The sequence below is a fragment of the Micromonospora sp. NPDC049051 genome (genome assembly GCF_043197575.1).
Lineage (GTDB): Bacteria > Actinomycetota > Actinomycetes > Mycobacteriales > Micromonosporaceae > Micromonospora.
Genome location: NZ_JBICTL010000004.1, coordinates 309,788 through 327,127, shown reverse-complemented (window position 1 = coordinate 327,127; position 17,340 = coordinate 309,788). Strand labels below are relative to the sequence as shown.

Genomic DNA, 17,340 nt, shown 5'->3' with positions numbered 1-17,340 from the left:
CCACCGGCTTCACGTCATCGAGCGCTGGTTGACTCTCAGCGAGGCGCGGGCATGTTCCAGATGATGTCGGCGGTCTGGAGGTCGCCGAGACCCTGGAGGTCACCGACCAGGACACCGCTCGCGACAGCGGCGAGCGCGAAAAGCGAGCCGAGCAGCCGGCCGAGCCTTCGACGAGACATGTTTGCTCCTGCAGGGGAAGTGTCACGGGGATGGTGGAGGTTCCACGATCGTGCCACAAGGCAGGTAACCAGGAAAGCAGTGCGCGTACCGACCGGACGAGCGTCGGAGACGTTGCGCCGTTCGGCCCACGGGTCGCTCCGACCGAGCCCTGATCACGGGGCTGAGCGGCCACCGTGCACTTCGCACATTGCGGAATGCGACCTTCCGCGCAATTCGGGGAAGATCCGGGAGTCCAGACGTACCTGCCTTCACCATGGGTGACCTCCTGCCGCGGAGGAGGCGCAAGCGGACATCGACCACCATACTCGTTCTGCGCCATCGCGCCAGGGCTCTGACGGCGGAGTGACAAACTCCGTCCACGAATCCCGCGCCAGCGGTCGCGCCCGTCGACCGTGACGGCGGCAGCAGCCAACCGGACGCTTCCGGCGGCGGAGGCGGCCGTCAGGCGTCGGGCGTCGGTCCCGGGCCCCGCCGGCGCGGTCCACCGCGCGAGGACGACAAGGCGTGACCCGTCGGGCGTCCCGCGTGACGATCCGCGTCACCAGCGCGGCTTCGTCGGAAACGTCCGCACCAGTCCGCTACCAGACGATCACTCCGCCGCCGATCCGCTGCGCCCGTAGGGCCGCGTCACGGACGTTCGACAGCCGCGCGGATATCTGCGCCACATACCACTGGTGTGGCTTCCGTATTGCATCGGCCGGGGCGATGGCATGGAGGTTCGCTCGGATCAGCTCGCACTCGTCGAGAAAATCGGGCACCTCGTCGGGAGCGACCACCAGGTCGCCCGTCGCCAACGTCGGGAAATACCGGGCCCCCAGCGAGTTGACGGCAGGCGAGCCCCACACCTCCGTACGCCAGCTCTCGAAACCCGCGAGGTCCGATCCGTCGGCGGGAGAATCCGCCAACCTCCTCCCGCCGTGCTCGTCGGGGACGAAGACATCCACGCTCAGACTCATGCCCCCACCAGATCACGACGGAGGTACGCCTAGGAGCCCGAGCGCTTGCGCACGCCCAGCCGGCGCTCCGCCGCCCTAGCCTGTCGTCAACCTTGGCCTGGAATGTGGTGCGAGGGGTGTTGATATCCGTCGTCACAACCAACACTCATCGCCGCGTCCACGGCCCGTCCCGAGTTGGGACTTGACCGCCTAGCGGAAGTCGGCCGCGTGGCCGTTGGCCCACTGCGCGAAGGTACGTGCGGGCCGACCGGTCAGGTGCGGTACGACGTCCGCCCACGCCTGATTGGTGGGGGTCGGGTTCCGTGCGGACTCCGCCCACGTGGCGAAGAGCCAGTCGGCGACCTCCCCCGGATACCCGTTGGCGACCCACTCGGCCCGGGCCTCAGCCGGCTTCAACTCCTCGAACCACACCTCGGCCCCGATCGCCTCCACCTGCGCGTGGTGAGCGCCTCCGCTGCGGTTCTACCTGTACAACCAACTGGCGCGCGCGACCGCCCATCATTCGCCCACGCGCCCCGCATCGGAATCAGAGGAGCCTGCGGGCTCCGGCGACGATCATGATCCCCAGCAGGATGGCGACTCCCCAGACGATGTTCCGGCCGGTAGCACCAAAAACCAGGTAGGCGACCTGCGCTACCAGGAATATCGAACTCAAGACGAGGTCCGCGAGGAGCAGCACCAACGCCAGTGCCAGACGTAGCAGAAACCAGATGAACCCAAGTCCGTACCACTTGTCGATTGTCGAATCGTCATAGGCCCAGCGAGTCAACACGAAAGGCTTGTAGAGCGAAGATGCCCAACCCTGGCTCCACTTCGCGCCAGTCTGACCCCAGAACGAGTCGCCGCCTTCCTTCACCGCCGCTTGGTCCACTCGCTTGAACTGGACCTTCTTGACGGCGCCACCGGTGATGTCGATCAGAACCTGACCATTCTTCACCTGGATGGTGGTGCTCCCGTTCACGACCACCGTGAGCTGCTCACGTCCAGATTGGACCCTGAACACCCGGTCGAAGCCGGTCCTGCCCTTCTTACGGTCGCGAAGGAGGACGTAGATCGTGCTGCCATCTCGCGGGGGAAGGGAGTACTGAGCGCCGATCGAGAACTCTCCGATCGGCGTGACGAAGCTCGTCTCACCCTCGACAGCGACACCATCGGGCCCGACCGTCAGCGACACGGGCAACAGCACAGGCTTGTAGCGGACCTTGCCCTCCGTCTCTGGGTCGCAGCCGGTAAGCGTCAGAACCAGGAGAACGAGCATCGCCCAGACAACACGATCGCGGGTTGGACGTGCCCGGACATCGCGCATGCCTGACGGACGAGGTGTTGGCAGCACCCGCCTGGTGGCGAGACCTTCGATCAATGTCCACCGTCCGCGTGACCCACACCCTCTGGCATCGAGCCAGCTACAGCCAGTCGCCACATGATTACGAGTGTCGCGCAGTTGGTCAAGCCTCTCCTCGCAGGTGAGGTAGGGCAACAATCGATCTTGCTGCTCGCCTTCGTCAACCCGGCGCCTCGCCGATCTTGTCATTCATGGCGTCGTCCCCGCCGTCGATGCAGTTCACCGCCTTCAGCAGTGTGGGGACTTGGGCCGGGTTCGCCAGACAGCGTGGTGTCCGGCGTGAGCGAGGCGGCGGTAGAACGCCGGCAGGATCACCAACCGGTGCGGTTCAGCGCGTCCGGTAGCGCGCGTAGATGAGTCCGCTGTCGAAGGCACGCTCCTCGACCAGCTCGAGATCGAGGCGTACGCCGTCGGGGAAGAACCGCTTGCCGCCGCCGACCACGCTCGTGGTGATGAACAGGTGGTACTCGTCCACCAGGCCGGCCCTGATCGCCTGGGCCGCGAGGGTCGGGCCGTCGACGGAGAGGTCGTGCTCGGACTCGGCCTTGAGCCTGCGTACCGCGTCGGGGTCGAAGCTCCGCTCGATCCTGGTCCGCTCGCTCGACACCGATTCCAGCGTCGTGGAGTACACGACCTTCTCCGCGGCCTGCCAGTCGCGGGCGTACTGCAGGATGTGCGGCGGCGCGTCGGGCAGGGTGTGCGCGGTCTCCCAGAAGACCATCGTCTCGTACATCCGCCGGCCGTAGAGGAACGTGCGGACGGGGCGGAAGACGTCGTTGATGAAGGTGTGCACCTCCTCGACCTCGGCACCGACGCCGAGATCGCCCTCCGCCGCCTCGGCATAGCCGTCGAGCGAGGAGATCATCGAGTAGATGAGCTTCGCCATGCGTCTCCTTCGGGTACGGGCGCGTCAGTCTGCCAGGTCCTCAGTTGGGCGTCGGTCACCGAATCGGTCGCCGCCGCCTCGCACGCTCCTGCTCAACCGTGTTGCTCGATGCTGGCCAGCAGCTGCATGACCCGAGCCTTGATGTCGTCGCGGACCTGGCGTACGACGTCGAGGGGTTGGTCGGCGGGATCGGTGAGCTTCCAGTTTTCGTGGCGTCTGCCGGGGAACACGGGGCAGGCGTCCCCGCAGCCCATGGTGACGACGGTGTCGCTGGCTTCGACGGCGTCCCAGGTGAGCCGGGCCGGATTCTGACCGGTGATGTCGATACCCACCTCGCGCATGGCCTCGATGGCCACGGGGTTGATCTGGTCGGCCGGTTCGGAACCAGCGGAGCGGACCTCGATCCTGTCGCCGGACAGGTGGTGAGCCAGCCGGCGGCCATCTGGGAACGGCCGGCGTTGTGGACGCAGACGAACAGGACGCTGGGCTTTCGGCGCATGGACAGGTCCCTGTCAGGTGATGGTGGGGCTGCGTCGTTCGAGGAGAGTGACGTCGCGCCAGACGCCATGGTGCCGGCCGACGCGCTCGCGGGTGCCGACGGTGCGGAAGCCGCAGGCGGTGTGCAGGGCGAGGCTGGCGGTGTTCTCCGGAAAGACGCCGGATTGGATGGTCCAGACGCCGGCCTGCTCGGTCGAGGCGATCAGGGCGTCGAGCAGAAGGCGGCCGACTCCCTGGCCGCGGGCGTCGGGGTGGACGTAGACGGAGTGCTCGACCACCCCGGCATAGACGCACCGGTCGGACACGGCGGAGCAGGCGACCCAGCCCAGGACCCGGCCGGTGGGGTCGACGGCCACCCAGCGATGACCGGGTAGCCGACTGGCGGTGAACTGCTCCCAGGTTGGCGGCTCGGTCTCGAAGGTGGCATTGCCGGTGGCGATGCCGAGCCGGTAGATCTCCAGCACGGCGTCGGCGTGCTGGTTGCCCATGGCGGCGATGGTGATGCCGATGCTGCTGGCGGGGGCGTTCATCGGCTCTCCCGGGCGAGGCGCGGCACCACGACGGAGTCGGCGGAGTCGGCGGCGTGGGGATACCAGGCGGCGACGGCAGCGACGGCGACCAGTCCGCCGGCGAGCTGGGCGGCGACGAAGCCAGGCACGGACGCCGGGGCGATGCCGGCGAAGGTATCGGTGAACGCACGGCCGATGGTGACGGCGGGATTGGCGAACGAGGTGGACGAGGTGAACCAGTAGGCCGCGCCGATGTAGGCGCCCACGGCGGCCGGGGCCGCAGCGGTACGACCGGTGCGGGCGAGGGCGAAGACCAGGAGGACCAGGCCTGCGGTGGCGATCACCTCAGCGAGCCACAGGTTCCCGCCGGCCCGGACGGCGCCCGACCAGGTCACGGCGGGTACTCCGAACATGAGGTCAGCCAGCACCGCCCCGGCGATGGCCCCGGCGACCTGTGCGGGGACGTAGGCAGCGAGGTCCCGGGCGGTCAGGCCGGTGCCGGCACGACGGCCGAGCCACCAGTCGACGGCGGAGACGACCGGGTTGAAGTGTGCCCCCGACACCGGGCCAAACATGAGGATCAGCGCGCCCAGGGCGAGGGCGGTGGCGATCGCGTTTTCCAGCAACTGGAGCCCGACATCGGTGGGCGAAAGCCGCGCGGCGGCGATCCCGGACCCGACGACCGCGGCGACCAGCAGGGCCGTACCGGTGAATTCAGCCGATGCCCGGCGGGCGCGGGTGAGGGTCACGCGGTGGCCTGCGCGGATGCGGAGATGTCCAGCAGCGCGCCGAGTTGCCTGAACGCTTCCGGGCGGACCCGATACCACACCCAGGTGCCGCGTCGGTCGGAGTCGACCAGGCCAGCCTCGCGCAGCACCTTGAGGTGGTGGGAGATGGTCGGCCCGGACAGGTCGAATGCCGGCGTCAGATCGCAGACGCAGATCTCCGGCACCGAGGCGATCATCGACATCAGCCGCAGCCGGATCGGGTCACCCAGGGCCTTGAACATGGGCGCGACCATCGCCGCTTGATCGGCGTCCAGAGGGCGGACCGCGATCGGGGAGCAGCAGGCCACGGCTTGGAGGTCCACCACCGGCAGCACTTGTTTCGACACGCCTCTAGGTTGACAGATCTCGAAACAGGGTGCAACGTAGGCCCTGCTTCGAAAACCATCTAGGCAAGGACGAAGTGATGGTCACGCAGCGATCGCGTCGCCGCCCCGGCCACGGCCCGCCCGTGACACCCGGCGAGTCGTACGGGCAGGTCTGCGAAGCGGCCCGCCACGACTGACGCCCTGTGCACCCGTACCACTTGCTCTCACCAGCCACCACATCCGCTGAACCCGCCAGGAGGGGAAACCATGTCCCGCGCCCAGCTCGCCCTGCGTGTATCGGACCTCGAAGGCTCCATCGCCTTCTACTCGAAGCTGTTCGACACCGAGCCGGCCAAGCGTCGCCCCGGCTACGCCAACTTCGCCATCGAAAACCCACCGCTGAAGCTCGTACTGCTCGAAGGCGAGCCCGACCAGCCGACCGTCATGGACCACCTGGGCATCGAGGTGTTCAGCACCGACGAGGTCAACGCCGCCACCAGGCGGCTCACCGATTCCGGCCTGATCACCCTCGAAGAAAACAGCACGGAATGCTGCTACGCCCTCCAGGACAAGGTGTGGGTACGCGGCCCCGGCAACGAGCCCTGGGAGGTCTACACCGTCAAGGCCGACTCCGACCAGTTGGAGAAGGCCACCGAGAGCGCGTGCTGCACCCCCGCAAACGACAAGGAACCGGCCACGGCTGGCGCCAAGGGAAACTGCTGCTGACCGCTGCGAGCCCGTGCCCGCCCTCGGAGGTCGAGGGCGGGCGCGATTACCCTTACCAGCTCCCACCGGCCCCGGCCCAGCCCGGACAAGACCCAAAGGCAAGATCGACCTGCCCACAGCCCGTCGTCAACGGCTGAATGCAGCCGGACAAACGACAACGGCCCCCGATCAGCATTCCTGCTGGTCAGGGGCCGTTGGTGCTCCTGGTGGCGGGTAGAGGATTCGAACCTCTGTAGCTTTCGCGACGGATTTACAGAGCGCTACAGTCAAGGCTCTGACCAGCACAAACCACATCCGCGCCGGGCGTCACGACACCTATGCGACACAGCGCCCCCTCTCCCCACCTACGCCGAAAGTGTCGGTTCTCCTCGATACCCTCTCCCCGCCTCCTCAGCCTTCGCAGCGAGACAGAGGCATCATGAACGCGCGGGCCTACAGAAGTAGGAGGGGTGCTTGCCGTGTCGGCCCTCCAAACGTCAACCGATCTGGGCGGTATGGCTCCTTGCAGTCATGGCGTCACGATCTGGCTTCCGGTAGCGTCCAACGGCATGACCGTCCCGGCTGCCCAACTGAGCAGCCCGGCCGACCTGCTACCGTTCAACGATCTTGGATTTCCCCAGCACGGCCGCTACCTCTTGGACCTTGATGAAGTCAAGGCGGCCTTCGTTGAGGCGGAGGTCTTCCGGTCGTCCACGACGCGTCGCGACTGTTGGCAGGGCCTACTCAAGTACCTTCAGATGTGGCGACTGTTCGAGGCTCGACTCGCCCAGGCTGTAGGCGACGAAGGGCTGGTCACTAGCCTGTGGCTCGGCGGTAGCTTCATCAGTACCGTCAGACTCCACCCCCGCAACGTAGATCTTGTGGTGTTCATAGACGGCAGCGCGTTGACCCGGGCCGACGAGCTAGGCATCAGGCACAAGACCCAAATCAGCAAGCTCGCGAGCCGGGGACATCTAGAGCGCGATCTGCGGGTAACACCTACCGTGGTCCCCTACTACTACCCTGGCACCCCCTGGCAGAGAGAGCCGTACAGCGCTGACCAGGAGAACTACATGGTCAAGCGCGGCGGCCTAGACGACTGGTGGACCCGTGCACGGCCAGAGGGGGATGCTAGAGGCGCTCCCACGCCGGAGAGCGGCAAGTGGGTTCGGGGCTACGTGGAGGTGAGGCTGACATGAGCAGGAGCCCTCGCCCTCGACGCACTTACCGACCCTCCGCATCTACGCCGGTACACCCTGACGTAGATCTGGCGGAGGTCAACCGCCTATGGGCAGCGATAGAGTCCTCAGAAGAGCCGACAAGCTCAATTGATGAAATCCTCGATAGGAACTACTACGAGACGATTGCGTCATACGATCAGTCGGCCCGACTTGGCCGTCGCCTAGACCTGACAGTCTCAGGTGAGAAAGTAAGCGCCGGGTCGCTGGACATCAACATCGCCGAGGATATCTTGCGAGCATTCTCTCAAGAAGTCGACGGCGCGGCGACGGCTCAGGGGGTTTCAGAGATGCCAAAACTGGAACTCGCTGGAATATCGCGAGGAAGTGCAATTCTGCATCTGGTTCCGACTGGAACTGAGGCCGCTCCCGCCGGCGACGAAATTCCCATCGTTGCCGATCGCCTTGACGCTGTTCTTGAGCGGATTAACCGTCTACACGACCTCGCCGAGCGAGAGGGTGACCTACGAGAGTTTGGCAACTCAGCTCCGCTACTCAAGGGGTTGCACGAGCTAACGAAGGCTCTCGACCAACACAACCTACAGCTTCGCCTGAGGTGGCGGTCCGCGACTGGCGCACATAGGCAATCCTCCTTGACGGATCGGGCGCGAGCACACGTTCGCAGTCAGTGGGAGGATCAGATTCAGAGCGAGACGCTGAACATCAGCGGCCTTGTCGTAGCCATGGACCTCAACGGCACGTTCGACGTAAAAACAAGCATCGGACGCAAGAAGCGCTACACGATTCACGTTGAGAGTCAAGAGAACCTACTACGATTGAACATCATGCTCGGCGAAATGGTTCACGTCGTGATTTCGGCTAAAACTCGCGTGAACAGACTGGGAATCGCAAGCCCGCCGCGATATGAGTTTGTAGGGTTTGCAGCCTCCGAACCCACACTTCAGAACGATTAACAAAGAAGCGCTAGCCGACTCCAACCCATTCGGAGCGGCTAGCTCGCCGACGCTTTAACAACACCTACGGAAAGGCGTGGCGCGACGCGCGGGCAAAGGTGCTCACCCCGGCGCAACAGCGCTCCCCGCTGGCTCGCCGTCCGTACGACCTCCGACACGCTGCCGTGTCGCTCTGGCTTAACGCTGGGGTGCCGGCTACTCAGGTAGCCGAGTGGGCCGGGCACAGCGTGCACGTTCTCATGCGGGTCTACGCAAAGTGCGTCTACGGCCAGGAGGAAGCCGCCCGCCGCCGGATCGAAGCCGCCCTCGGGATCTAGTCGATCTACGGTATCGCCACCAGGTCCACCAGGTCTTTGGTCGACTGCGTGGCATCGCGAACGTCGGTATCGATCAGTGGGCTTACCAGCTCAGGCAGAGGGCGGCCACCTACCAGCACATTGACAGTCCATACCTCCCCCCCTCCGAAGCAGGTGCGGACCAAGTTCGATGACAGCTTCATCCCCGATCGCTCGCGACACCGTGCGTGTCAATTGATCGGACCATGAGGTGATTCCGAACATCGTGCAGTTCAAACGCACTCGGAGCGGTCTCCCGCTGTCAAAGTGGGCACTCGCGATGTCCCGTGGCCCGGTGTTGTGAATCCTGATCTGCACTAGATGAGGATTTTTGATATCTATGTCCCGCCACGTCACCTTGAGAAGGTCTTTCGCGGAGTTCCGCAGATAGCCCTCAGGAATCAAGGGGGTGGCCACGCAGTAGAAGGAGATGGCCCCGCGCCGCGTTCCCCAACGCCGGGCCGCCAACGCGCCAGCCGCGATGGCCACCACAGCCACAGCGATAGCAGCGAGCGCTAGTACGTCCGACCGGTCCCATGTCGCCATGGCAGACAGTGTGAGCTGTTCGCCCACCTCCCAGCATCCCCAGGCTGGACGGCGACACGTATACGACACAGCCAGCGAGATCGAGCGGGCTGGAGCGAGACTGAGCGAGACTCACGAAAGAGGCCCCTGACCGGCGTTGCCGCTGGTCAGGGGCCTCTTTCTGCACCTGGTGGCGGGTAGAGGATTCGAACCTCTGTAGCTTTCGCGACGGATTTACAGGGGGCACCTGATTCCGGTAGAGGCACCGGCGTTTAGCTGGCGTTTCACCTTCCTCGATCCCGTGATCTTCAGGCTCTCGCCCACGATCCGCCCACGGCAGATAGCCAGCCGCATCCTCTCCGCAGGACGGCAGAACCCTAAGCGCCCCTATGGACATTCCAAGCGTGAACGAGTGCGTTGTGAAGGATGAACGATCCCTTCAGGTAGACTTCGGAGTCATCACGCCGGTGGTAGAAGTGCATATAACTCTCACTTCGGCCTGCCACCATGTTACCTACGGCCCCGGCATAGAAGAGCAGCGTCAGCAGCTTATCGGCACTGATCGTTGCATGACCTAGATCCTCTAGGGCGGCCGTGAATTCTTTAGCGTTGAATTGCTGCTTGTCGAGCGCCTTGAGTGCAGAGATTGCCGATATGGCACTCTCCGGCCCACCCTCGGCACCCGCGAATTCATTCGAGATGGCACCAACGAAATACTTGCTGGAGTACTGAAGCACGCCTTCTCGGATGACCTCCTGGTCAAGGCACTCCCGCGGCTTGGATCCGTAGATTCCAGACGCCTCAACCTTGCGGATTTCTTCAAACAGACGCAAGAGGTCTCGCGGGGTATGCCGAGTCATGTTCAGCAGATACTTCAGCGTATTAAATGACTGACCCTGCCCGCGCTGACCCACTTTGATTTGAGGTGGAAAATACTCCAGGACTCGGACGGATTCGACGTCGAGCGCCTTGGCGGCCTTTTGATTTGCCAACTGAATTAGAGGAGCGTTAACGCCAGCCGCCCCGGACAGGACGCGCCAGTCCAGGTCGAATGCTAGGTCATCGCGCATCTTCTGTGAATCCGGCAGCGAGAGCGCGATTCGAGAGAAGGCATCATTTCGGAGCAGCAGGACGATGCTTCCGGACGCCTCGGACGACATCAGTTTTTGGTTCACCGCGTAGGCGGCCTGCACGAGCGAAGCAAGACTCTCATCATACTTCTCGTCGTTCAAGAAGATTGAGTCCAAGCCATCAACAAGAAGGACATGCCTTGACGATGAGAGGGCCTGCGATACCCAGGTCTCCATGTAAGGGACTAGGTTGTAGATGTTTAGACTCGGCTTGCTTTCGCGCTTGTAAATTGGCCCCAGTTTAGGTAAAGGGATTTGAATGGTAGTGCTAGAGGCATTTAGCAATGCGCGCCCAGAAGCGTCTCCCACGAAGCCGAAGTTACGGAGCAACTTCGCAACCCTTTGCACTTCTTTATCGAACTGCAGCGTGCAATCTTTGTCACTTAGCAGGAGTTCCAGGTAGTTGCAGAGCAGAATGAACTTCCAGGCTACGACTGTTCGCTCAGGCCCGGCGACCTGCCCAGTCTGCACTCTGGGCACTTCGGCCAGAGGTAGAGTGGTGGCGTCTCGAACGTGGACGAGGTGACTTCCCTCTCGCTCCGTTGCCTGCAGGTACCACGCCAAGGCGGACTTTCCTGTTCCTTTGGGTCCAAGGACGAGGAATTTCCGGCCGTTGACTAGAGCTTGTGAAGCATTGTTGAGATCGACATAGCTTTTGATGAAAGATGACTCGTCCTCGGTGATCTCATTACGGGCATCGCTCATGCCGAAGTAGAGATCGCGGTATGCAGGCTTCATGCGGCACCTCGGCATCTAGCAGTGGACCGTAGCGGCAGGAGGGAGTCACGCGGTGCCTCGCGGCGAACCTGCACTCTACAGGGCGCTAGCCAAAGTGCCGGCGCATCAGTTGGATATGGGCAGCTGGGTCCGCATGACTTAGTGGCGCACTTATCCCTCGCCCTGCACCCTCCTCGGTTCCGCCATCATCCGAGGGCGTCGCTGATCTTGTCGTTCATGGTGTCGTCGCCGCCGTCGATGCAGTTGGCGTAGACGCGGAGCAGGACGGCGACGCCGTGGCCCAGGCGCCGGGCGACCTCGGTCGGCGGGACGCCGGCATTCAGCCAGAGCGAGGCCGCCGCGTGCCGAAGGTCGTAGGGGCGGCGGACGAGCGGCGAGGCGACCTGCGATTCGGTCAGGGCCTTCTCCCGGGCGAGCTTCCACCATCGGTCGTAGACCGATTCGGAGAGCGGGCCGCCGTGCAGTCCCCGGAAGAACCGACCGTCCGGACCAACGCCGTGATTCTCGACGTGCGCACACAGCAGCTCGACGAGCCGAGGCGGGATCGGAACTGTTCGGGTTTCCTGCCGGCCCCGGTGCTTCAGGCCGCGCCGCTCATGCGAGCCGCCGTCATCGGTCCAGTGCGAGCCGGCGCGCGGGGCGGTCCCGGCGAGCACCAGGCGACCCCAGCGGTATTCGATCTTCTCGTGGTCGCAGGACGCCGAAGGCTTCACCGCCGCCAGGTCGTTGAAGTCCGTCCCACAGTCGAGGCAGCGCCCGGGTAGGTCGCAGTCCTCCCGCCGTAGGTCCGCCGCTTCCGAGGGCCGCATGCCCGCGTAGTAGAGGCAGCCGAAGAACGCCGTCACCTTGTCGGCCCGTTTGCCGAGAGATTTCACCGCCTCCAGCAGCGTGGCGACCTGGGCAGGGTTCGCCACCACCCGACGGTCGATGGACTGCGCGACCTCGGGGGCCGTCCACTGCACCCGGTCGACCGGGTTGGAGGCGATCAACTCCAGCTCGACGGCGTACCCGAGCGCGTTGTAGAAGGTGGCCCGCTTGCGCTGGACGGTGGAGGCCGCCGCGGGCTTGCCGTCGAGGCGTACGCACAGGCTGTCGAGGACCCGGCGGACCATCGCGGGCGAGTCCAGCTCGACGACCGGCAGGGAGGCTGTTTCCAGCCAGGCCAAAGCCGCCGCGTGGTCGGCCGGGGTCTCGTCGGACCAGCGGCGCGGGTTGAGCCCGTAGAGGTACAGCGCCTCACGAAGCAGGGCGTCATCCGGTCGGCCCCGCTTCGTCGGCCGAGTCAGGGTCACCGTGATCGAGGTCAGCGCCTCGACGATCGACCGCCGGGTCTTGGCCGCCGCCCGGGGCCACTTCATTTCGACGTACGCGCGGCTGTGCGCGTACCACGTCGTGGGGTTCTTGGTTCTGGCCTCCGAGACCGGGCGGCCGGTGGCTGGGTCGAAGGGCTCCCCCGCGTTGGCCGCCTGGACCAGCTCGGCGCGGAACGAGTGCGCCAGGGCCTTGGTACGGAACATCTCCTCGAAGCGCTGGCTGCTCACCGCCCAGCGGACCCGCCACGGCCGAGCCTTCCGGTCTGCGCGCTTGCCAATCTCCCAGATCTGGACCTCGTAGCTCTTCACGCTGCGTCCTGCTCCAGGTCACCGAGCCACCGACCGAGCGCCGACCGGCGGACCCGCAGTTGCCCATTCGGGAGCTTGATCACCCGCGGTCCCTTGCCGGTCTGCCGCCAGTAGAACCAGGTCGAGCGCGGTACGCGCAGCTCGGCGAGCACTTCCGGCACGGTCAACAACTCCTCGTTCACTGTCTTTCCTCCCCGTGGTGCTGTGCGCTGTGCTGAGTTGCCGAAAGATCTGAGGACCCTTGCGCGGCCCGGTCCTTAGCGGCGAGGAGTTCGGACCGCCAGCGGGCCCGTTCGCTGATCGACCGCATGAGCCGGTGGGACAGGGGCCCCACGTCGGGGTCGTCGGGTCGGGCGAGTTCCCAGGCGTGTCGGACACGTTCGGCGGTGGCGCCCTGGTCGTCGACGAGCTGCCCGGTCTCGCCGGCCGCGCCGCTGTCGGTGGTGGTGCCGAGCAGCGCCCGCACCCAGGCCCGCGCGTCGTGCTTGTGGTCGGCGAGGGTCTTGCCGGACCAGTCGCGGGAGATGAGGATGCGCCGGCCACCGATGCCGAGGGTGTCCCGCTGGTGCACCTTGCCCTTGCAGCGGCCCGGCTTGAGCTTGGCGTTCGCTTTCTTCGGCTGGACGCCGTAGAGCAGCCAGTTGGCGCAGCGGTCGGTGCAGGGGGTGAGTTGGAGTTGGTGCCAGAGCCGGTCAAGGTGCTTGCGTTGCCGGTCGGTGGTCGCCTTGTGGCAGTCGCCGGTGTGCTTGGTGATGTACTTCGTGACGTACCGGATGGTGCGTTCGGCGTCGGCGGTGCCGGGCATGACGCCGCGGGCGTCGACCTGGGAGCCGAAGCGGACGATGTGCACGGGTTCCGTGTCCGGATCGTCGTCGATGGCGTCGAGTGCTTCCGTCCACATGGTCAGGGGCTCGTGGCTGTCCGGGTCGACCCACGCCGCCGCCTGCTCGTCCCAGACCGGGAGCCGGTCGAGGGTGTACCGCTGGACGTCGACCGAAGGCCACCACACCTGGTGGTACGTCGCTGCCGCCACGGTGCGCAGCACGTCGCGGGGGATGGTGCCGCGGATGGCGAAGTGCGCGTGGGGGGCGAGTCGGCGTTGAGGCTCGACGCAGCCGGCGTACTGGACGTTCCAGCCCTCACAGCGGCGCAGGTTCTGCCAGAACCGGTCGAGCAGCCGTGGGAAGTGGACGGCGTCCCAGGCGGCGCGGCGGTAGTCGTACCGGTCGGGGTTGACCGGGGTGCCGTCGGGGCGGACCGGCCCGTACGAGTCGAGGGTGAGCGTGAGCCACATAGACGGCCGGAAGGTTGAGCCGTCCGGGGCGGTGTAGGTCTTGCCGACGGTGCGCCGCTCGACCTTGCGCCGGGGCAGGTCGGGGGCATCCTGACGCCGCCTGGTGGAGCGCTTGCGCCGACGGCCGGGCTCATCGTCCTGGTCCTTATCGGCGCTGCCGTGGGGTGGCCCGACGCGACCGCGCAGCCCTTCCGCGGCGATGGCTTCTTCTACCTCGCGGATTGCCTCGTTGAGGTCGGCAACCTGGTCGTACTGGCTGGCTCGGCATGCTTCGTCCCGGGCGAACTCGAAGTGTGCCCGGAGGAGGATCAGGGCCTTCTGTTCCTCGGTCGCGGGTTCCGGGCCGGGTAGCGGCTCGTCGTCGCGGTGCCATCCTTCCCGGATCTGGGCCTGCCGCAGCCGGCGGTTCTTCTTCGCGCACGGCCCGCACTTGTCCTCACGGGTCGCCCCGCAGGGCAGGTCGATGACCTCCGTCAGGCCGGTGTCGAGATCGGTGCGGCGCATCGCCAGGGGGCGGACGCAGACGCCGTACTCAGCCGCGATTTCCTTCAGCACGTCGACCGAGCGGGGTAGCGCCATGCGGGCCGCCCGCGACCCCGGCCGAGGAACAACCGGGGTCGGGGCGGCGGTGGCGAAGCCGGGCAGGGTCGCAGCGGTCATCGGATGATCCCGACGACGTGCGGCCGGTTCGGCTGGACGACACGTGGAGGCAGCACCGCCGCCGGGGCGGAGACGACAGCCGGAGCCGGGACAGCCGGCGGCACGGGCTCGGCCGGAAGCTGGGGTTCGGGGTCGGGGGTGACCTGCTCGGGCACCTCGTACCAGTCGACCGGGGGTTGGTCCGGTTCGGGGGCCGTGGGGGTGGCCGGGGCGTTGGACAGGACGACCTTGACCAGGGCGAGGAACGCCAGGGACGGCACGGCCGCCACGATCCAGCCCCACACGGAGGGTTCCGCTTCGGCGACCTGGGCGGCGAGGGACAGCAGCGCAAACGCGACGAGCAGCGAGGCGACCAGGCCGACCGGGCGGCGGGCGCGGCGGCGGGCGCGGAGTTCGAGCCCGAGGTAGATCGCCATCAGTTCGACGGCGACGGCGTTGGCCCAGCCGATCCAGTGCGGTTGGCCGTGGGCCACAGACAGGTCGTGGACATGGGTGAAGGCGGCGGCGCCTGCCATAGTGCCGATGGCGAGCAGGATCACCAGGCGTACCGCGGATTCGGTGCGCTCGGTCATCGCCACTCCTCCAACGGCTTCTCGCGGATGGTCACGTCGATGCGGATGCGCCGGTCGTTCATGTCGGGCCGGCGGTTGACCATCTGCGCCAGGCCGTGCAGGGCGGCGGCGGTCTGGTCGGCCGGGCCGACGAGCTGGATGCGCAGCGGACGGCGGAACCGGTTGATGAAGCGGGTGAGGGTGGTCATGGCGGTTACCTCCGGGCCGGGCGGATGTCGGTGCGGATGTAGTCGGGTGGGGTGCCGAGCGTGGCGACGGCTTCGGAGAGGCAGCGCCACAGCGCCCACGCCTCGTCGGGGGTCAGGGACATCCGTCGCCGGCCCGCACCGACCGCCAGATAGACCGGGTATGGGTCGGGCCGGTCGGGGTCGACCCGGACGGAGACGGCGGTAGTCGGTTCGGGGGTACGGAGCCGGTAGAAGCGGCGGCCGTTCGGGGTGGCGGTCACCGCGGATCACCCCCGCTGTCCCGGTCGAGCAGGTTCCGCAGCGATTCGGGCAGCAGCGGCCCGGACGGTTTGCGTGGCAGCGGAGGGCGTACCGGTTCGGTGGCGGTTTCCCGGCCGACCTGGGCGAGGATGTCCGACGCGTCGACCGGCGCCGGGTACTGCCGCGCCATGTCGCGGATGTCGTCGTCGCTGACGTACGAGAACCGGACCCGCAGGGGCTCGGGGATGCCGTCGAGAATCACGTACCCGACGCCCTTCGCCCAACGGGGCATCTGGTCGGCCAGGGCACCCCGGTTACGGGCACCGTCGCCCAACACGAGATCGACCTGTGCCGCCTCAGTGAGCCCGAGCGCGATGCGGGTCGGGAACAGGTCCCGGAACGGCAGCACCTCCTTACGCGGGTCCTGCAACGCGGCCACGACTAGGACGCCGACCCCGGCCCCCTGAGACAGGAGCAGCCCGAGCGAGCCGGCGATGCGCTTACGCAGATCGGCGTCTTGCAGGTACGCGGTGAGCGCGGCCATCTCGTCGACGACGACCACGACCAGGGGGTCAGCTTCGGTCGGGGTGTGCACTCGGACCGTGCCGGCGAGCCGGGTCTGACGTTCCCGCATCACCGTCACGGCTTCGTCGAGCAGATCGGCCATGGCCTCGAAGGACTTGCAGGCGAACCGGGCGAACAGCGGCCGGCCCATGGCGAACTCCATTCCGCCCTTGGGGTCGATCACCCAGAGCCGGACCAGGCCGGAGGTGATGCCGCCGGCCAGCGAGCGGACCAGCGACCACAGCACCGAGCCCTTGCCGGACCGGGTGGCCCCGCCGATGAGGACGTGCGTGGCGAGCAAGTGCAGGCACCAGGTGCCCAGGTCTTCCCGCCGCGCCAGCGGGAGCGCGGTGAAGTCCGGGACGGCCGGAGCCTCGAAGGGGGCCACGACCGGCCGCAGGGCATCGGTGCGGACGATCACCAGGTGGACCACGGTCGGCCGGTCCCGGAACCGCACCCGATCCACCCACCCCAGCACCAACGCCCAATAGCCGGTACGGGTCGGCGGGTCGTCGGGCCGCTCGGAGTAGACGCGGGCGTGCCGCCGGCCGAAGGCGTACGCGAGGTTGGCCGTGACCTTCTGGAAGTCGGCCGGGGTCTGCCCGCGGACCATGCGGATGGTCAGCACGTCGAGGGCCTGATCCGAGCGCACGCGCAGCAGCTCGGGAAAGACGGCCTGATGGTCGTACGTCTCGGCCAGGCCGCACAGGGTCATGGCCTCACCCCACGCGCGTCGGTACACGAAGACCTGACGGAACCGGCCGAGCAGCGGCCCGGCGCACCACCGCCACCAGGACGCCTCATTGCGCCACCGCCACACGGCCGACACCGCCGACGCCAGGACCAGCGGTACAACCAGACCCGCCCAGCCGTACTCGACGTAGAGGAAGACGGCGAGCACGGCCAGGCCCACGGTGACCGGGTGACGCAGGCACCACCAGCAGGCCAGGGCGAGCCAGCGCAGCACCAGGCCGATAACGACCGCCCACATCGGCAGCTTGAACCGCTTCGGCCGGATCACCATCAGATCCCCGGCGGTCACCATCACTACCCCGCCACGGGGCCGGCGCATCATCGCGCACCCCGCAGCGACACGAACCGACCCGACGCATCGCGGACCGCAGGAAGGGGAAGAACGAGCTGCCCGATGC

Annotated in this window: 18 protein-coding genes and 3 pseudogenes; 4 read left to right on the top strand and 17 right to left on the bottom strand. The window is 66.5% G+C overall.

Annotation, left to right across the window (positions count from 1 at the left end; translation table 11 throughout):
- Positions 1-35: 35 nt before the first annotated feature.
- From ACGFIR_RS18250 to ACGFIR_RS18210, 9 genes and pseudogenes are all read right to left on the bottom strand, one after another.
- Positions 36-179 carry a hypothetical protein gene (locus tag ACGFIR_RS18250; RefSeq protein ID WP_392998393.1) on the bottom strand — a complete coding sequence of 48 codons (144 nt, stop codon included), beginning with the start codon at positions 177-179 and terminating at the stop codon, positions 36-38.
- 579 nt (positions 180-758) lie between these two features.
- Positions 759-1,124, bottom strand: coding sequence for a hypothetical protein (locus ACGFIR_RS18245; protein WP_393146156.1), 366 nt, complete (start codon positions 1,122-1,124; stop codon positions 759-761).
- 201 nt (positions 1,125-1,325) lie between these two features.
- Positions 1,326-1,568, bottom strand: a complete 243-nt coding sequence (locus ACGFIR_RS18240; RefSeq protein ID WP_393146154.1) for a hypothetical protein — start codon at positions 1,566-1,568, stop codon at positions 1,326-1,328.
- Between the two features lie 94 nt (positions 1,569-1,662).
- Positions 1,663-2,496 carry a hypothetical protein gene (locus ACGFIR_RS18235; protein ID WP_393146152.1) on the bottom strand — a complete coding sequence of 278 codons (834 nt, stop codon included), beginning with the start codon at positions 2,494-2,496 and terminating at the stop codon, positions 1,663-1,665.
- Positions 2,497-2,806: 310 nt separating this feature from the next.
- Entirely contained in the window at positions 2,807-3,364 is a 558-nt protein-coding gene (locus tag ACGFIR_RS18230) for a dihydrofolate reductase family protein (protein WP_393146150.1), read from the bottom strand.
- A 92-nt stretch (positions 3,365-3,456) separates the two neighbouring features.
- Positions 3,457-3,863, bottom strand: a pseudogene (locus tag ACGFIR_RS18225) (arsenate reductase ArsC).
- Between the two features lie 13 nt (positions 3,864-3,876).
- On the bottom strand, positions 3,877-4,392 hold the full coding sequence (locus tag ACGFIR_RS18220) for a GNAT family N-acetyltransferase (protein WP_393146148.1): 516 nt from the start codon (positions 4,390-4,392) through the stop codon (positions 3,877-3,879).
- Positions 4,393-4,412: 20 nt separating this feature from the next.
- A pseudogene (locus ACGFIR_RS18215) lies at positions 4,413-5,120 on the bottom strand (aquaporin); the annotation flags it as partial.
- Positions 5,117-5,485, bottom strand: coding sequence for an ArsR/SmtB family transcription factor (locus ACGFIR_RS18210; RefSeq protein ID WP_393146146.1), 369 nt, complete (start codon positions 5,483-5,485; stop codon positions 5,117-5,119). The pseudogene ACGFIR_RS18215 and the gene ACGFIR_RS18210, both read right to left, overlap by 4 nt.
- A gap of 246 nt (positions 5,486-5,731) precedes the next feature.
- Between ACGFIR_RS18210 and ACGFIR_RS18205 the strand changes: the two genes are divergently transcribed.
- The 4 genes and pseudogenes from ACGFIR_RS18205 to ACGFIR_RS18190 form a co-directional block, all read left to right on the top strand.
- Positions 5,732-6,190 (top strand): ArsI/CadI family heavy metal resistance metalloenzyme, encoded by a 459-nt coding sequence (locus ACGFIR_RS18205; protein ID WP_393146144.1) that lies wholly within the window; start codon positions 5,732-5,734, stop codon positions 6,188-6,190.
- Positions 6,191-6,738: 548 nt separating this feature from the next.
- Positions 6,739-7,368: a DUF6932 family protein gene (locus ACGFIR_RS18200; RefSeq protein ID WP_393146142.1), complete on the top strand. Its 630-nt coding sequence runs from the start codon at positions 6,739-6,741 to the stop codon at positions 7,366-7,368.
- Positions 7,365-8,321, top strand: coding sequence for a hypothetical protein (locus ACGFIR_RS18195; protein WP_393146140.1), 957 nt, complete (start codon positions 7,365-7,367; stop codon positions 8,319-8,321). Before ACGFIR_RS18200 ends, ACGFIR_RS18195 begins: the two co-directional genes overlap by 4 nt.
- Positions 8,322-8,377: 56 nt before the next feature.
- Positions 8,378-8,638, top strand: a pseudogene (locus ACGFIR_RS18190) (integrase); the annotation flags it as partial.
- 920 nt (positions 8,639-9,558) lie between these two features.
- Here ACGFIR_RS18190 and ACGFIR_RS18185 read toward each other — a convergent pair.
- The 8 genes from ACGFIR_RS18185 to ACGFIR_RS18150 all read right to left on the bottom strand — a co-directional run bounded on the left by ACGFIR_RS18185 (position 9,559) and on the right by ACGFIR_RS18150 (position 17,234).
- Positions 9,559-11,049, bottom strand: a complete 1,491-nt coding sequence (locus ACGFIR_RS18185; RefSeq protein WP_393146138.1) for a P-loop ATPase, Sll1717 family — start codon at positions 11,047-11,049, stop codon at positions 9,559-9,561.
- A 185-nt stretch (positions 11,050-11,234) separates the two neighbouring features.
- Positions 11,235-12,671, bottom strand: a complete 1,437-nt coding sequence (locus ACGFIR_RS18180) for a tyrosine-type recombinase/integrase (protein ID WP_393146136.1) — start codon at positions 12,669-12,671, stop codon at positions 11,235-11,237.
- Positions 12,668-12,853 carry an AlpA family transcriptional regulator gene (locus ACGFIR_RS18175; RefSeq protein WP_030329852.1) on the bottom strand — a complete coding sequence of 62 codons (186 nt, stop codon included), beginning with the start codon at positions 12,851-12,853 and terminating at the stop codon, positions 12,668-12,670. The genes ACGFIR_RS18180 and ACGFIR_RS18175 overlap by 4 nt, the downstream gene beginning before the upstream one ends.
- Positions 12,850-14,625, bottom strand: a complete 1,776-nt coding sequence (locus tag ACGFIR_RS18170) for a replication initiator (RefSeq protein ID WP_393146133.1) — start codon at positions 14,623-14,625, stop codon at positions 12,850-12,852. Before ACGFIR_RS18170 ends, ACGFIR_RS18175 begins: the two co-directional genes overlap by 4 nt.
- A complete protein-coding gene (locus ACGFIR_RS18165; RefSeq protein ID WP_393146131.1) occupies positions 14,622-15,197 on the bottom strand; it encodes a DUF2637 domain-containing protein in 576 nt (191 codons plus the stop codon). Before ACGFIR_RS18165 ends, ACGFIR_RS18170 begins: the two co-directional genes overlap by 4 nt.
- Complete coding sequence (locus ACGFIR_RS18160) at positions 15,194-15,385, bottom strand: hypothetical protein (protein ID WP_393146129.1); 192 nt, start codon at positions 15,383-15,385, stop codon at positions 15,194-15,196. The genes ACGFIR_RS18165 and ACGFIR_RS18160 overlap by 4 nt, the downstream gene beginning before the upstream one ends.
- Positions 15,386-15,390: 5 nt before the next feature.
- Positions 15,391-15,645 carry a hypothetical protein gene (locus tag ACGFIR_RS18155; protein WP_393146127.1) on the bottom strand — a complete coding sequence of 85 codons (255 nt, stop codon included), beginning with the start codon at positions 15,643-15,645 and terminating at the stop codon, positions 15,391-15,393.
- Complete coding sequence (locus ACGFIR_RS18150) at positions 15,642-17,234, bottom strand: FtsK/SpoIIIE domain-containing protein (protein ID WP_393146596.1); 1,593 nt, start codon at positions 17,232-17,234, stop codon at positions 15,642-15,644. The genes ACGFIR_RS18155 and ACGFIR_RS18150 overlap by 4 nt, the downstream gene beginning before the upstream one ends.
- Positions 17,235-17,340 lie beyond the last annotated feature (106 nt).

Bases quoted from the DNA above. Each gene is read 5' to 3' on its own strand.
- ACGFIR_RS18160 (WP_393146129.1), bottom strand. From the start codon at position 15,385: ATGACCACCCTCACCCGCTTCATCAACCGGTTCCGCCGTCCGCTGCGC.
- ACGFIR_RS18150 (WP_393146596.1), bottom strand. From the start codon at position 17,234: ATGGTGACCGCCGGGGATCTGATGGTGATCCGGCCGAAGCGGTTCAAG.
- ACGFIR_RS18195 (WP_393146140.1), top strand. From the start codon at position 7,365: ATGAGCAGGAGCCCTCGCCCTCGACGCACTTACCGACCCTCCGCATCT.
- ACGFIR_RS18200 (WP_393146142.1), top strand. From the start codon at position 6,739: ATGACCGTCCCGGCTGCCCAACTGAGCAGCCCGGCCGACCTGCTACCG.
- ACGFIR_RS18220 (WP_393146148.1), bottom strand. From the start codon at position 4,392: ATGAACGCCCCCGCCAGCAGCATCGGCATCACCATCGCCGCCATGGGC.
- ACGFIR_RS18170 (WP_393146133.1), bottom strand. From the start codon at position 14,625: ATGACCGCTGCGACCCTGCCCGGCTTCGCCACCGCCGCCCCGACCCCG.
- ACGFIR_RS18185 (WP_393146138.1), bottom strand. From the start codon at position 11,049: ATGAAGCCTGCATACCGCGATCTCTACTTCGGCATGAGCGATGCCCGT.
- ACGFIR_RS18250 (WP_392998393.1), bottom strand. From the start codon at position 179: ATGTCTCGTCGAAGGCTCGGCCGGCTGCTCGGCTCGCTTTTCGCGCTC.
- ACGFIR_RS18205 (WP_393146144.1), top strand. From the start codon at position 5,732: ATGTCCCGCGCCCAGCTCGCCCTGCGTGTATCGGACCTCGAAGGCTCC.
- ACGFIR_RS18230 (WP_393146150.1), bottom strand. From the start codon at position 3,364: ATGGCGAAGCTCATCTACTCGATGATCTCCTCGCTCGACGGCTATGCC.
- ACGFIR_RS18165 (WP_393146131.1), bottom strand. From the start codon at position 15,197: ATGACCGAGCGCACCGAATCCGCGGTACGCCTGGTGATCCTGCTCGCC.